This window comes from Microbacterium sp. BDGP8 (assembly GCF_029991045.1).
GTDB classification, from domain to species: Bacteria; Actinomycetota; Actinomycetes; order Actinomycetales; family Microbacteriaceae; genus Microbacterium; species Microbacterium plantarum.
The window spans coordinates 992,160-1,006,136 of record NZ_CP120712.1 but is presented as its reverse complement, the minus strand read 5'-3'; the positions used below and the strand labels follow the sequence as shown (position 1 = coordinate 1,006,136).

Here is a 13,977-nt window from a genome sequence, read left to right as displayed (position 1 = left end):
CCCGCCATGTCCGCTTCTCCCGCCCCGGCTCGACGCCGGCTGCACCCGCTGGGACGCGTTCTCCGACGGATGTGGCCGCTGACGCCGCGCGGGGTCGGCGCGGTCGTCATCGGCATCGCCGCCATCGTCTGCGCCCACGCCTTCGGCGTCGTGGAGCTGGTGTACGTCGGCGTGCTGCTGCTCCTGATCGTCGCGCTCGGGTGGGTGTCGCTGTGGTTCGTGCACCGCTACGGGGAGGTATCGCGCTCGTTCTCCCCCGACGTCGCCGCGGTCGGAACCGAGAGCGTCGTCACGGTGCACGCGACGGCGCGCGGCGGTCTGTCCGGCGCGATCGCACGATGGACCGACATCCTGCCCGAAGGCGTGGAGGGCGAGGCCTCCGGGATCCTGGCCGGCGCCGCAGCCCTCGACCACGTCCGGCTGACCTACCGCATCCGGGGCACGCGACGGGGCATCCGCGACGTGGGACCGTTCTCGATCGTCGTCACCGATCCGTTCGGGTTCACGCGTCGCAATGTGCGGGCGGGTGGCGTGGAGCCGATCACGGTCGCGCCGGCGACGGTGACGCTGCCTCCCCTGACGGAGTACCCCGGCGAGGCAGGCGGCAGCCTCCACACCGCGACCCATCAGCTGGGCGAGGGCGCCGACAACCTCATCCCCCGGGCCTACGCCCCCGGCGACTCGATGCGGCGCATCAACTGGCGTGCCAGCGCGCACCACGACGAGCTGATGGTGCGTCAGGAGGAACAGGAATCCACCCCGGAGGCGACCGTCGTGCTCGATCGCGCGGCGGCGCGCTGGGCTCCCGCCGCGTCGCGACCGGGCGAGGACCCGACGTTCGAGGCCGCGGTGACCGCCACGATCTCGGCCGCCGCCCGTCTCGCCCGCGAAGGCTACGACGTCACCGTCATCGACACGGATGCGCGCCCCATCGGCGCACCCGTCCCGGCGGGAGACATCGTCGCGGTCGAGCAGCTCGCCCTCGACCTCGCGACGATCGTCACCGGATCGGACGACCGTCTGGCCTCGCTCCCCCGCTTCTTCGCGGGCACCGTCGCCGGTCCCGTCGTGGTCGTGTCGGCGCGGGTCACCGCCGCCGATGCCGAGGCCCTGGCACCATTGGTCGCTCACAGCGCGCTCCCCGTGCTGCTGGCCGCCGATTCCTCGGACGACGCCCTCGAGCGGGCGTCCGCGGCCGGCTGGCGGGCCGCCGCCCTCTCCGCCGACGGCGACCTCACCGAGACCTGGCGCGCCGCGACCGAATGGGGGACGGCTCGTGCCCGCTGATCCGTCACGCCGGTTCTGGCGCCGCCCGGCGACGATGCCCGCGCGCGGTGAGCTGACTCGAACCGGTGACGTGCGCCTGGCGACGGCCCTCCTCGTCGCCATCATCGCGGCGATCCTTCCGCTGCTGCGCGTCGTCGCCGCCGGCACGTGGCTCGTCGTCGCGGTCACGGTGGCCGCGGCCGTGCTGCTGGTCGGCATCGGATTGCGACGACTTCGCACGCCCGCCGTCGTCGTGACTCTGACCGAACTGGTGGCCGCCGGCGCGCTCGTCACCGCGGTGTACTTCGGCGACACCGCGTTGCTGCTGGTGATCCCGACGCCCGGAACGTTCGCCGAGGTGCCCTCTCTCGTGGCGGGCGCGAGCGACCAGATCATCAACGGCATCGCGCCGCTCTCGGCGGAGCGGCCACTGTCAGCCCTGGCCGTGACCGGTGTCGCGGCTCTCACGGTGCTGCTCGACCACACCGTCATCACTGCGCGGATGCCCGTGCTGGCGGCCATCGCTCTCGTCGCGGTATGGCTGATCCCCGCCCTGTCCGTCCCTTCCGCCGTCGACCTGGTCGGGTTCGTCGTCTTCGCCGCCGCGCTGCTGCTGCTCATCCGCGCCGAGACCCGGTCTCGCGAGCGCGCCCTCGCCCGATCCGTCGCCGCTGCGGAGAAACCGCGCGGTGAGGCGGCCTCCGCCGCGCGTCCGCGCCGCGCGGGAGCGGTGCTCGCCGCCGGCCTGGCCGTGACCGCGATCGTCGCAACCGTCATCGTCGTCCCGGAACTCCCCCGCCCGGCGCCCCGCATCGGAGTCGGCACGGGGCCCGCCACGACCATCAATGCCAGCCTCGAGCTCGGCGACGACCTGCGACGCCCCACGGACGTCGAGGTGCTGACGACGCGCACCAACGCGCCGAGCATGCCGTACCTGCGGGCGGCGACGCTCTCTCGCTTCGATGGCCGGGTGTGGGAGCCCGACCGCGACGAGACCACACCGCTCACCCCCGAGGCGCTCGGTCCCGTCGTCGCCGACCCCGACATCCGTGTGACGGAGTACCAGACCACCGTCAGCATCACCCAGCTCTCCTCCGCCTGGCTGCCGGTTCCCGGCCCGGCCGTGCGCGTCGATGACCTCTCGGGCGCGTGGGAGGCGATGCCATCGAACCGCACGGTCATCGCAGGAGACGCCGTCACGCAGGGCCAGGAATACGTCACGACGACGCACGTCGTGCGACCGACCCTGGAGCAGATCCAGGCGGCCGGGACCACGATCGACGGCCTCCCCGAGACGGTCAGCGAACTGCCCGCCGAGATGCCCGCCTCGATCGAGCGGACGGCGCGCGAGGTGACCGCGACGGCGGAGAACGACTTCGACCGGCTCGCCGCCCTCCAGCGCTGGTTCCGCAGTGGGGAGTTCACGTACTCGCTCGACGCTCCGGTCTCCGACGGGTTCGACGGATCAGGCGTCGATGCGATCGCCGACTTCCTCGAGGTCCGCAGCGGCTACTGCGTGCACTTCGCCTCGGCGTTCGCCGTCATGGCGCGGACACTCGGCATGCCTTCCCGCATCGTCGTCGGATACCTGCCGGGGACGCTGACCGGCCGGGTCGCCGACGGCGAGAGCGTCGCGACGGTGCTCAGCTCGCAGCTGCACGCGTGGCCGGAGGTGTATTTCGCCGGCATCGGCTGGGTGCCGTTCGAGCCCACCAACAGCCTCGGGACCCCCGCCACCTACACGCGATCCACTCAGCCGGTGCCTGACGACGGCGGGCAGGACGTGCCTCCGGCGCCCGCGCCGCAGCAGACGGCGACGGTCGCGCCGGACGGCGTGCCCACACCGACGCCGACCGCCTCGACGGGGACGGGAGCGGGCTCCGGGACGTCGCCCCTCTCGCTCGTGCTGCCCTACGGCGGAGTCGCCCTCGGCTTCGCGGCCCTCGTGCTGCTGCCGGCCCTCCTCGGAGCGGCGCGGCGGCGGTGGCAGGCGACGGCGGCTGAACGCGGCGATGTGCTGGCCGCGTGGCGCATCGTCCGCGAGAGCGCTCGCGACGTCGGCCTGCGCGTGGACGACGCCGAGAGCCCCCGTGCCCTCGGCATCCGGCTGGCGGCGGTGCCGACGGTTCCCGCGAACAGGGTCGAGGCCCTCGTCGCCGCGGTCGAACGCGCGAGCTACGGCGTTCCCGGCAGCGAACGCGACGCGGAGATCGGCCGCGCCGCGGCATCCGACGCCCTCGCCGTCCGCCGCGGGCTGCTCGCGTCCGTCTCGACGCCGCGGCGCATCGGCGCCGTCCTGCTCCCCCGCGCCCTCGTTCACGCCTGACCTACCCGCTACGCGCGCCCCGTGCACGCCGATGGGGCGCACTTCCTGAGGTCGAGCGCAGAAGAAGCTGCGCCGGATGCCGGAAAGTGCGCCCCATCGCGGGTGGGCGCGAGCGTCAGGCCCGGACGGAGGGCTCCAGCTCGTCGGCGCTGTCGTCGGCGAACGGGTCGCCCGAGCGCTCCGCGTCGTACAGCTCGCGGTCGAGGATGCCCTCTCGCTTGGCGACGATCGTCGGCACGAGCGCCTGGCCTGCGACGTTGACCGCGGTGCGCCCCATGTCGAGGATCGGGTCGATCGCCAGCAGCAGGCCGACGCCCTCGAGCGGCAGGCCCAGGGTCGTGAGCGTCAGTGTGAGCATGACGGTCGCGCCGGTCGTACCCGCCGTCGCCGCCGAGCCGACCACCGACACCACCACGATGAGCAGGTACTGCACCGCGTTGAGCTCCAGGCCGAAGAACTGCGCGACGAAGATCGCGGCGATCGCCGGGTAGATCGCGGCGCAGCCGTCCATCTTGGTCGTCGCCCCGAACGGCACGGCGAACGAGGCGTACTCGCGCGGGACACCGAGGTTGCGCTCCGTGACGCGCTGCGTGAGCGGCAGCGTGCCGATCGAGGAACGCGAGACGAACGCGAGCTGCACGGCGGGCCAGACACCCGAGAAGTACTGCCGGATCGACAGGCCGTGGGTCTTCAGCAGCACCGGGTACACCACGAACAGCACGAGCGCGAGGCCGATGTAGATCGCCACGGCGAACCAGAGCAGCGTCGTGAGCTTCTCCCAGCCGTAGGTGACGACAGCGGATCCGATGAGGCCGAGGGTGCCGATCGGGGCGATGCGGATGATCCACCAGAGCACCCGCTGGACGACCTTCAGGGCCGACTCGGTGAACGACACGAACGCCTCGGCGCGCTTGCCGAGCTTGAGGGCGGCGATGCCGATCGCGACCGAGATCACGATGATCTGGAGCACGTTGTACCCGACGCTCGAGCTCGCGGCACCCGTCTCGGGGTTGATCGAGGTCGACACCGACAGACCGAGGAAGTTCTGCGGGATGAGGCCCGTGAGGAAGCTCCACCACGAGCCGACGCTCGAGGGGACGTCGGGCGTGAGCTCACCGGCGTCGACACGCGCGCCGGGCTGGATCGTGACGCCCAGCACGATGCCGATCGTCACGGCGATCAGCGCGGTGATCCCGAACCAGAGCAGCGTCTGGCCCGCCAGGCGCGCGGCGTTCGTGACGTTGCGCAGCTGCGTGATCGAGGCGACGATCGCGAGGAAGATCAGCGGCACGACCGCCGTGCGCAGCAGTGTGACGTAGCCGCTGCCGATCGTCGACAGCGTCGCGGCGAGCCCGTTCGGGTTGCCCTCGGCATCGGGCCCGAGCTGACGTGCCAGCAGGCCGAGGAGGACGCCCGCGACGAGGGCGATCGTGATCTGGAAGCCGAACGAGCGGTAGAAGGGCTTCTTCCGCTTCGCCGGGGCGGCGGCGTTCTTCGAGGTGGCAGAACTCATGGTGGTGCTCCTGAGAGGGATGACGTCGCGATGGCGACCCACCGACGCTAAACCCGATTCGAGGTCGTCGGGGCCATATGACCCTCCGTGACACCCGCTGACTCCGACACGCCGTCGCTTTCGGGACACGGCCGCTCTGATGTCTGCCGGAGTCGGCAGCGGGGCGGTCCGGGCCGTCGCCGCCACCCCAGAATGAGCGCATGATCCGTGATCTCGACCGTCTCCTCACCCCGCCGACGCCCGCCGCCGCGCTGGCTCTCGAGGCGGTGAGCCGGTGGTCCTCGCCCGCGCTCGTGGACCACGGCATCCGGTCGTGGGCCTGGGCGCGGCTGCGCGCCGAGGCGCTCGGGCTCGACCACGACCCCGAACTGCTGTTCGTCGCCGCAATGCTCCACGACCTCGGCGTGACGCCGGCGTTCGACGCGCACGAGGTGGCGTTCGAATCGGCCGGCGGGGCGGCGGGGTGGCTCTTCGCGGCCGGTGCGGGGTGGCCCCCGGAGCGGCGCGAACGCGTGCGCGAGGTCATCGAGCGGCACATGTGGCTGAGCGTCGACCCGGCACTCGACCCCGAGGGTCACCTGCTGGAGGTCGCGACGAGCCTCGACGTCTCAGGAGTCGCGCCGGAGCTGTGGGATGCCGAGACCCTGCGGGCGGTCACCGAGCGGCATCCGCGTCGAGACTTCACCGCGCAGTTCGCGGGATGCATCCACGCGCAGGCGCGCCGCAAGCCCGGCACCGCCGCGGCCCGGCTTGACGCGTCGGAGCGCATCAGCGAGGGCGGGCGGGTGTGGGACGGCATCCTGGCATGACGAAGGGCGCCACCCGGATGAGTGGCGCCCTTCGTTGTGGCGGAAGTGACAGGATTTGAACCTGCGAGGCGAGTTACCCCGCCTACATGGATTCCAGCCATGCTCCTTAGGCCGCTCGGACACACTTCCGTCGTCGAGTTTATCAGTCCCCGGCGGGCTCTTCCGCCGCGTCGGTCTCGAGCCGCGGAGCTAGGCTCGTGATGTGACTGATTCCTCTCTCGTCCTGGTCGCCAACGCGGGTGACAGCACCATCAGCGTGTTCCGTCTCGACGGCGACGCCCTCGAACGACTCTTCGTCGCCGAAGGCCTCACCGGAACCGGCACCTTCGCCATCGACGGCGAGCGCGACCTCGTCTACGCCGGGGTCAAGGGCGCGTCCTCGGACGAGCCTGCTGCGATCGTCACGCTCACGCTCGATCGCGGCACGGGCGAGCTCACCCCCCTCTCGCGGTTCGCGCTTCCGGACGGGTCGGTCAGCTACATCGCGCTCACCCGCGGGGGCACGGCGCTGCTCGCTGCGTCGTACGGCGGCGACTACGGCCTCGTCGCCCCGATCACCGACGGCGTGATCGGCGACCCTACCGGCCGCGTCGAGTTCGCCAAGCTCCACTCGGTGCTGCCCTCCTCCGACGGCCGCTTCGCCTACTTCGTCTCGCTCGGCGACGACCTCGTCGGGCAGTTCGCGCTCGGCGACGACCTGACGCTGACTCCGGTCGGCTCGGGCACCGCCGCAGCGCCCGCCGGCAGCGGCCCCCGCCATCTCGTGCTCAACAGCGCCGAGGACGCTGTCTACGTCATGACCGAGTACTCCGGCGAGGTGCTGCACTACATCCGCGATCTGGAGACGGGCGGCCTGCAGCTGCACTCCCGGGCCAACGCGGTCGACCCGGCCGCCGGGCTCGTGCGCGGTGAGATCGGCGGTGACCCCGTCGCCAACCACGCCGTCTGGGGCGCCGACATCCACTTCGGCGCGGACGAGCAGTACCTCTGGACCTCGGAGCGCTCGACGAGCACGCTGGGCGCCGCACCCGTCGCCGAGGACGGCACCGTGCAGGACGTCGCGTCCTTCATCCCCACCGAGCCGCAGCCGCGCGGATTCGTCCTCTCCCCCGCCGGCGACCGCCTGATCGCGGCGGGCGAGAAGTCGCGCACGGTCTCGCTCTACGCCGTCGACGGTGCCGAGCTGACGCTGCTCGAGCAGGCCGAGACCGGCGCGGGCGCGAACTGGGTCCGCTTCGCCTGACCCGCGGCGCCCCGGGTACCGTGGATGAGGTGGCCCTCTCCTCTCGCACCGCTCCCCGTACCCCGCGCCCGAGCATTGAGCTCGAGGTGGTCGGAACCGAACGCGTCTCGGCGCACCTGGTGCGCGTGACCCTCGGCGGCGAGGGCTTCGCTGCGTTCCAGAACCGGCCCGAGACCGATAAGTACGTCAAGCTGAAATTCACGACCCCCGCGCCCGAGTCGGCGCCGGTCACTCGGACGTACACCGTCCGTCGGGTGGATGCCGTCGCCGGCACGCTCTCGATCGACTTCGTCGTCCACGGCGACGAGGGCCTCGCCGGACCGTGGGCGGCGCGCGCGCAGGTGGGCGACCGGATCGAGCTGATGGGACCGGGCGGCGGCTACGCCCCGGATGCCGCGGCCGACTTCCACCTCTTCGCCGGTGATCTGTCGGCCGCTCCGGCCATCGCGGCGACGCTCGAGGCCCTGCCGTCGGATGCGGTCGGACACGCGTTCATCGAGGTGGAGTCCGACGATGCGATCCTCGCCCTCGAGGCGCCCGCCGGGGTAGAGGTTGAGTGGATCGTCGACCCCACCCACGATCCCGAGGCTCTCGCCGCCGTCGTGCGGCAGTACGACTGGCCGGCGGGCGACGTGCAGGTCTTCGCCCACGGCGAGCGCGAGTCGATGAAGGCTCTGCGACGCGTGCTCTTCGACGAGCGCGGACTCGACCGCGGCCGGGTCTCGCTGTCGGGCTACTGGGCCCGTGGGCGCAACGAGGACCGGTTCCAGGCGGAGAAGCGCGAGCCCATCGGCCAGATCCTCTGACCAACCCGGTCTCTACAAACCTGCGGGAATGCCGGGGCCGGTTCCAACGGTTCACCTCCCCATGACCACTGTGGGAATCATCGGAGCAGGACACATCGGAAGCGCTCTCGCCGAAGGGCTGGTCGCACGCGGCTACGACGTCGTGATCGCCAATTCGCGCGAGCCTGAGACGCTCAGCGACCTCGTCGCGCGGCTCGGCGAGCGCGCACGGGCGGCGACCGCGCAGGAAGCTGCCGAGGCGGCGGATTGGGCCGTCGTGACGGTGCCGCTGAAGGCACTCGAAGACGTCCCCGCCGAACCGCTCGCCGGCAAGATCGTGCTCGACACGAACAACTACTACTGGGAGCGCGACGGCCGCATCGCCGAGCTCGAGGAGAAGCGCACCACGACCTCCGAGATGGCCCAGCGGCACTTCGCCGAGTCGAAGGTCGTGAAGGCGTTCAACCACATCCCCGCCGCCGACATCAACGCCGGAGGCTCCCCCGCCGGCACCCCCGACCGTCGAGCGCTCGCGACCGCGAGCGACCACCCGGATGCCGTCGCGCACGTCACCGCGCTCTACGACGAGTTCGGCTTCGACACCGTCGACATCGGTTCGCTCGCCGAGAGCTGGCGCGTCGAGCGCGACCAGCCCGCCTACGTCGTCCGGCAGAACGCCGACGAGCTGCGCGCCAACCTCGCCCGCGCCCAGCGCTGATCGAAGCGTCGCAACGCCCACGCGGGCCTGTTCGAGCGGATCACCATCCCATCGAACCCGGGATGCCCTTGAACGGGCCCGCGAGGTTCGACGTCACCCAGCCGCCGTAGAAGCCGCCGGGCTGAGGCACGACGACCTCGCCGTCGACCGTGCACCGGTCCATCCCTCCCGCATAGACGGCGACGCGGCCGACGAGCTCCTCATAACCCGGCGACGGGTTCGGGTACCCCCACGCGGCGCGCTCGCGTACCGCCGTGCCGCGCACGACATCGAAGTACTCGGCTGCGCCCTTGAACTCGCAGTACGAGCTGCCTGCCGCCGGGACCAGCGAGCCGGGCACGAACGCTGCGGCCGGCAGGTAGTACACGGGCGGATGGCTCGTCTCGAGCACCCGCACCACGTCGTCGGTGTCGACGATCGTGACAGCGGCGAAGTCGATCGTCACGCGCGAGTGAACGCGTTCGAGGCGGGGCGGACGGGGATAGTCCCAGACGGACTCCTGTCCGGGACCGACAGGATCGGGAGTGGGGCGGCGCATGCCCGACAGGTTACGCGCGGCGAGCGACATCCCGGCTGCGAGACCGCTCACCGCGGCGCGAGCGCAGCGAACGGATGCCGCGGGCGACGAGGCGCCATCCGACCAGAAGCGCGAGCAGCGTCAGCGTCGCGACGATCACGAACGGCAGCGCCGTCCCCTGACCCGACACGGCGCGAAGCAGCATCCCGCTGACGACAGTGACCGCCCACACGACGAGACCCGTCGGCACGATCCCGGTCGGCGATCGCCATGCCCGCACGGCCACCCACGCCACCAGCAGGCCGGCGAGGAACGGCCACGAGGTCTGCCAGAGGCCTGCGAGCACATCGGAGTCATGGCTCGCCCGGCCCGTCGCCGCGAACGCCACCACGAGGACGGCATCGAGCAGGAAGGCGAGGACGGACGCACGGATCATGTCCCCATCCTCTCCCGCCACAGCGGTGTCGGCCGCCCTCGATAGCGTCGCAGGCGTGCGACTGCTCCTCCTCTCCCTGCATCCCGGCGCGCTGAGCTCGTTCCTCGACGGCTGTGACCGTCCGGGCCCGATCGTGTACATCGACGACGCGCAGGCGGCGTTCCGCGATGCGCCCTTCGTCGCCGCCGAACGCGAGGCGGTGAGCTCGTGCGGCCGCGACGTGATCGACGCGACGCTGCGAGACACCGCCCCCGAGGACGCGGACCGTCTGCTCTCGCGTGCGGGGGCGGTGTACGTCGCCGGCGGAAGCACCTTCGCTCTGCTCGAAGCCCTGCGGATCTCCGGCAACGACGACGTCCTCGTCGACCACGTCCGGCGCGGGCTCCCGTACATCGGACTCAGTGCCGGATCGATCGTGGCGGGACCGGATGTGACGCCCGCATCGCTCATGGACGATCCTGCCGACGGTCCCGCGCTCGAGAACCACGAAGGGCTCGGCCTGATCGATGTCACGCCGATTCCCCACGCCGACGGAGCACTGCCGCCCTACCCGCCGGAACTGATCCGCCGCACCATCGACACCTACGGACCGGACTTCGCGCTCCTCGCGCTACGCGACGATCAGGCGCTGCTCGTCGAGGACGGCAGCGCCACGGTGATCGCCTCGCGCTGAACCCGCGCATCCCATGCTTCGCCCAGCATCCGCTCCTTCCTAGACTCGGAAGGCGTCCGCCGCGCCTGCTCCGGACGAGAGAACAGATCCGAGGCCCATGTCTTCTCCCGATGCGACGGCGGCGACGGCCGCATTCCGCGCCGCCCGCGACTTCCTGCTCGACAACGCGCACTCCCCCGAGGCAGCCCACGCCGGGTTCAGCTGGCCCGACGTCGGTGACCACTTCAACTGGGCCGTCGACTGGTTCGACGCCATCGCCTCGGGCAACGACCGCATCGCCCTGCACGTCGTCGACGAGGACGGCAGCGAGACGCGGGTCACGTACGACGAGATGCGTCGTCGCTCCAACCGCGTCGCCAACTGGCTCACGGGCCTGGGCGTCGGGCACGGCGATGCCGTCATGCTCATGCTCGGCAACCGTGTCGAGCTGTGGGAGGCGATGCTGGCGATCCTCAAGATCGGTGCCGTCATCCTGCCGACCTCCGTCGTGCTGGGCGCCGACGACCTCCTCGAGCGCGTCGACCGCGCCGACATCCGCGCCGTCCTCGCTGACCCGGTCGACGCTGCCAAGTTCGACGGGATCGCGGGCGGCTTCGAGCGCATCGTCGTGGGTGGCGAGCGTCCGGGATGGCACTCGTTCGCGGACGCGGCCGACGCCGACGACGCGGCACCCGGTGTCGTCGTGGCCTCCGACGATCCGGCCATCGTCTACTTCACCTCCGGCACCACGTCGCGACCCAAGATGGTCGTGCACACGCACGTGAGCTATCCGGTGGGTCACCTGTCGACGACGTACTGGATCGGCGTCCGTCCCGGCGACATCCACATGACGATCAGCGCCCCCGGCTGGGGCAAGCACGCGTGGAGTCTGTTCTTCGCGCCGTGGATCGCCGAGGCGACGATCTTCGTCTACAACTACTCCCGCTTCGACGCCGCACGCCTGGTCGATCAGCTCGACCGCAACGACGTGAACACCTTCTGCGCCCCGCCGACGGTCTGGCGCATGCTGATTCAGGCCGACCTCGAGAAGCGCCCCCGCGCACTGCGCGAGCTTCTCTCGGCGGGCGAGCCCCTCAACCCCGAGGTGATCGACACGATCCAGCGCTGGTGGGGACTGCAGATCCGCGACGGCTACGGGCAGACCGAGCTGACGGCGGTCATCGGCAACACCCCGGGAGTCGCCGTCAAGCCCGGCGCGATGGGACGCCCGCTCCCGGGCAACGACATCGTGCTGATCGACCCGCTCACCGGACGCATCGGAGATGAGGGCGAGATCTGCCTGCCGACCGCGCCGACCCGTCCGCTCAACCTCATGCCCGGCTACCTCGGCGAGCCCGAGCGCACCGCCCGGGTCGACCACGACGGCTATTACCACACGAGCGATGTCGCCGTCCGCGACGCCGACGGACAGCTGACGTTCGTCGGACGCACCGACGACGTCTTCAAGGCCAGCGACTTCAAGGTCTCGCCCTTCGAGGTGGAGTCGATCCTGTTGACGCACCCCGCGGTGGCCGAGGCGGGCGTCGTCGGGGCGCCCGACGCCGTACGGCTCAACATCGTGAAGGCGTACGTGGCGCTCGCGGCATCCTGGGAGGAATCCGCCGAGACCGCGCGGGCGATCCTCGCGCACGCCCGCGAGCACATGCCGCCGTACATGCGGGTGCGCCGTGTCGAGTTCTTCGAGCTGCCCAAGACGATCTCGGGCAAGATCCGCCGGGTCGAGCTGCGCGAGCGCGAGGTGGCCGCGGCGGATGCCGGCGAGCGCGTGACGACCGAGTGGCGCGAGTCGGACTTCCCCGACCTCAAGGGCTGAAGCGCGGGTCGCCTGCCGCTCAGGCGAGCCATTCGCAACCCCTGGCACGCGCACAGGCGGCGGGAGAAGACTGAGGGTGTCCCGACAGCCTCAGCAGAAGGAGCCCCCGTGCCGCAGAACATCGCCGAACAGATCGTCGCTCAGCTGATGGATGCGAGGGTGAAGCGGATCTACGGCATCGTCGGCGACTCGCTCAACCCGATCGTCGACGCGGTGCGACGAACCGGAGGCGCGGCGGAGGGCGGGATCGACTGGATCCACGTCCGCCACGAGGAGGCCGCCGCGTTCGCCGCCGCCGCTGACGCCGAGCTCACCGGCGAGCTGGCGGTGTGCGCGGGCAGCTGCGGTCCCGGCAACCTGCACCTGATCAACGGACTGTTCGACGCGCAGCGATCGGGTGTGCCGGTGCTCGCGATCGCCAGCCACATCCCGAGCCTGCAGATCGGGTCGGGGTACTTCCAGGAGACGCATCCCGAGCGCCTCTTCACCGAGTGCAGCGACTACTGCGAGATGATCCTGACGCCCGAGCAGTCGCCGCGCGTCGTGAACTCCGCGATCCGTCACGCCACCGCGGGGTCGTCCGTCTCGGTGATCGTGCTGCCCGGTGACCTCGCCGAGTTGCACTCGACCGGCGAGTTCCCGCCATTCGTCGCCGCTCGCCCCGGTCGCATCGCGCCGGACGAGCGTAGCGTCGCCGACCTCGCGGCCGCCATCGACAAGGCCGAGAAGATCGCGATCTTCGCGGGCGAGGGCGTACGCGACGCCCGCGAGGAGGTCATCGCGTTCGCCGAGCACCTGCAGGCACCGATGGGGCACTCGCTGCGCGGCAAGCAGTGGATCCAGTACGACAACCGGTTCGACGTGGGCATGTCGGGTCTGCTCGGCTACGGCGCCATCGACCACGCGATGCACGAGGTCGATCTCCTCCTCATGGTGGGCACCGACTTCCCCTACGACCAGTTCCTCCCCGACGGCGCGAAGACCGTCATCGCGCAGATCGACGTCGATGCCCAGCGGCTCGGACGTCGAGCGGGCGTGACGCATCCCATCCACGGCGATGTCGGCCTCACCCTCGCGGCCCTGCGCGCACGGACCGCTGCGAAGACCGACGACACGTTCCTCGAACACACGCTCAAGCGGTATCGGAAGGCGATGAAGGACTCGGTGGCGGCGTACACCGACTCGGATGCGCAGCCGATCCATCCCGAGCGCGCCATGTCGGTCATCGACCGGGTCGCGGCATCCGACGCCGTCTTCACCGCCGACACCGGCATGGGCAACGTCTGGCAGGCCCGCTATGTCACTCCCGGGCCCGAGCGCCGTCTGCTGGCGTCGTGGCGGCACGGGTCGATGGCCAACGCCCTCCCCCATGCCTTCGGAGCGCAGATGGCGTATCCCGACCGGCAGGTCATCGCGATCGCGGGCGACGGCGGACTCTCCATGCTCCTCGGTGAGCTCATCACCGTCGCCGCCTACGACCTGCCGCTGAACGTCTTCGTCTTCAACAACTCGACGCTCGGGATGGTCAAGGCCGAGATGCTCGTCGCCGGCTTCCCCGACTTCGGCGTCGACGTGCCGATGGTGGACTTCGCCGCCGTCGGGCGCGCGCTCGGGTTCCACGCGCAGCGCGTGACCGACCCGGCAGACCTCGAGGTCGCCGCCTCCGCCGCCCTCGCGCACCGCGGTCCGTCCATCGTCGACATCGTCACCGACCCCGATGCCCTCTCGATGCCGGCGTCGATCACCGCCGAGCAGGTCGCGGGCTTCGGGATGTCGATGGCGAAGATGGTGCTCGGCGCGAAGGACTCCGGGGGCATCGGCGCGGTGCTCGAGACGGCGAAGTCGAACATCAAGCACATCCGCAGCCTCTGATCCCCG

General features: G+C 71.1%; 12 protein-coding genes and 1 tRNA gene. 9 read left to right on the top strand and 4 right to left on the bottom strand.

The genetic code is table 11. The features are described from left to right. Window positions 1-6: 6 nt before the first annotated feature. Window positions 7-1,287, top strand: coding sequence for a DUF58 domain-containing protein (locus P6897_RS04755; RefSeq protein WP_282502259.1), 1,281 nt, complete (start codon window positions 7-9; stop codon window positions 1,285-1,287). Then, window positions 1,277-3,592, top strand: a complete 2,316-nt coding sequence (locus P6897_RS04750) for a DUF3488 and transglutaminase-like domain-containing protein (protein WP_282502258.1) — start codon at window positions 1,277-1,279, stop codon at window positions 3,590-3,592. The genes P6897_RS04755 and P6897_RS04750 overlap by 11 nt, the downstream gene beginning before the upstream one ends. 115 nt (window positions 3,593-3,707) lie before the next feature. Here P6897_RS04750 and P6897_RS04745 read toward each other — a convergent pair whose 3' ends face one another. Further along, window positions 3,708-5,105: a dicarboxylate/amino acid:cation symporter gene (locus tag P6897_RS04745; RefSeq protein WP_269266728.1), complete on the bottom strand. Its 1,398-nt coding sequence runs from the start codon at window positions 5,103-5,105 to the stop codon at window positions 3,708-3,710. Window positions 5,106-5,305: 200 nt separating this feature from the next. On the opposite strand from P6897_RS04745, the gene P6897_RS04740 reads away from it, so the two are divergent. Then, window positions 5,306-5,914: an HD domain-containing protein gene (locus tag P6897_RS04740; protein ID WP_282502257.1), complete on the top strand. Its 609-nt coding sequence runs from the start codon at window positions 5,306-5,308 to the stop codon at window positions 5,912-5,914. Between the two features lie 37 nt (window positions 5,915-5,951). Here P6897_RS04740 and P6897_RS04735 read toward each other — a convergent pair. Continuing rightward, window positions 5,952-6,043: transfer RNA gene (locus P6897_RS04735), tRNA-Ser, on the bottom strand. Window positions 6,044-6,116: 73 nt separating this feature from the next. Here P6897_RS04735 and P6897_RS04730 point away from each other — a divergent pair. The 3 genes from P6897_RS04730 to P6897_RS04720 all read left to right on the top strand — a co-directional run bounded on the left by P6897_RS04730 (window position 6,117) and on the right by P6897_RS04720 (window position 8,660). After that, a complete protein-coding gene (locus P6897_RS04730; RefSeq protein ID WP_282502256.1) occupies window positions 6,117-7,157 on the top strand; it encodes a beta-propeller fold lactonase family protein in 1,041 nt (346 codons plus the stop codon). Between the two features lie 29 nt (window positions 7,158-7,186). Then, a complete protein-coding gene (locus tag P6897_RS04725; protein WP_282502255.1) occupies window positions 7,187-7,963 on the top strand; it encodes a siderophore-interacting protein in 777 nt (258 codons plus the stop codon). A 61-nt stretch (window positions 7,964-8,024) separates the two neighbouring features. Next, window positions 8,025-8,660, top strand: a complete 636-nt coding sequence (locus P6897_RS04720; RefSeq protein WP_282502254.1) for an NAD(P)-binding domain-containing protein — start codon at window positions 8,025-8,027, stop codon at window positions 8,658-8,660. Window positions 8,661-8,700: 40 nt separating this feature from the next. Here P6897_RS04720 and P6897_RS04715 read toward each other — a convergent pair whose 3' ends face one another. After that, window positions 8,701-9,198 (bottom strand): DUF427 domain-containing protein, encoded by a 498-nt coding sequence (locus tag P6897_RS04715; RefSeq protein WP_112615023.1) that lies wholly within the window; start codon window positions 9,196-9,198, stop codon window positions 8,701-8,703. A 10-nt stretch (window positions 9,199-9,208) separates the two neighbouring features. Beyond that, the gene (locus tag P6897_RS04710) at window positions 9,209-9,613 is read right to left on the bottom strand and encodes a DUF3054 domain-containing protein (protein WP_269266736.1); all 405 of its coding nucleotides are present in this window, start codon (window positions 9,611-9,613) and stop codon (window positions 9,209-9,211) included. Between the two features lie 55 nt (window positions 9,614-9,668). On the opposite strand from P6897_RS04710, the gene P6897_RS04705 reads away from it, so the two are divergent. From P6897_RS04705 to P6897_RS04695, 3 genes are all read left to right on the top strand, one after another. Further along, window positions 9,669-10,286: a Type 1 glutamine amidotransferase-like domain-containing protein gene (locus P6897_RS04705; protein WP_274177512.1), complete on the top strand. Its 618-nt coding sequence runs from the start codon at window positions 9,669-9,671 to the stop codon at window positions 10,284-10,286. Window positions 10,287-10,383: 97 nt separating this feature from the next. Continuing rightward, window positions 10,384-12,099 carry an AMP-binding protein gene (locus P6897_RS04700; RefSeq protein ID WP_282502253.1) on the top strand — a complete coding sequence of 572 codons (1,716 nt, stop codon included), beginning with the start codon at window positions 10,384-10,386 and terminating at the stop codon, window positions 12,097-12,099. Window positions 12,100-12,207: 108 nt separating this feature from the next. Next, window positions 12,208-13,971, top strand: a complete 1,764-nt coding sequence (locus P6897_RS04695; RefSeq protein WP_282502252.1) for a thiamine pyrophosphate-dependent enzyme — start codon at window positions 12,208-12,210, stop codon at window positions 13,969-13,971. Window positions 13,972-13,977: the final 6 nt, after the last annotated feature.

Coding starts and splice junctions, on each gene's coding strand:
- P6897_RS04715 (WP_112615023.1), bottom strand. CDS start 9,198: ATGCGCCGCCCCACTCCCGATCCTGTCGGTCCCGGACAGGAGTCCGTC.
- P6897_RS04755 (WP_282502259.1), top strand. CDS start 7: ATGTCCGCTTCTCCCGCCCCGGCTCGACGCCGGCTGCACCCGCTGGGA.
- P6897_RS04720 (WP_282502254.1), top strand. CDS start 8,025: ATGACCACTGTGGGAATCATCGGAGCAGGACACATCGGAAGCGCTCTC.
- P6897_RS04710 (WP_269266736.1), bottom strand. CDS start 9,613: ATGATCCGTGCGTCCGTCCTCGCCTTCCTGCTCGATGCCGTCCTCGTG.
- P6897_RS04740 (WP_282502257.1), top strand. CDS start 5,306: ATGATCCGTGATCTCGACCGTCTCCTCACCCCGCCGACGCCCGCCGCC.
- P6897_RS04745 (WP_269266728.1), bottom strand. CDS start 5,105: ATGAGTTCTGCCACCTCGAAGAACGCCGCCGCCCCGGCGAAGCGGAAG.
- P6897_RS04700 (WP_282502253.1), top strand. CDS start 10,384: ATGTCTTCTCCCGATGCGACGGCGGCGACGGCCGCATTCCGCGCCGCC.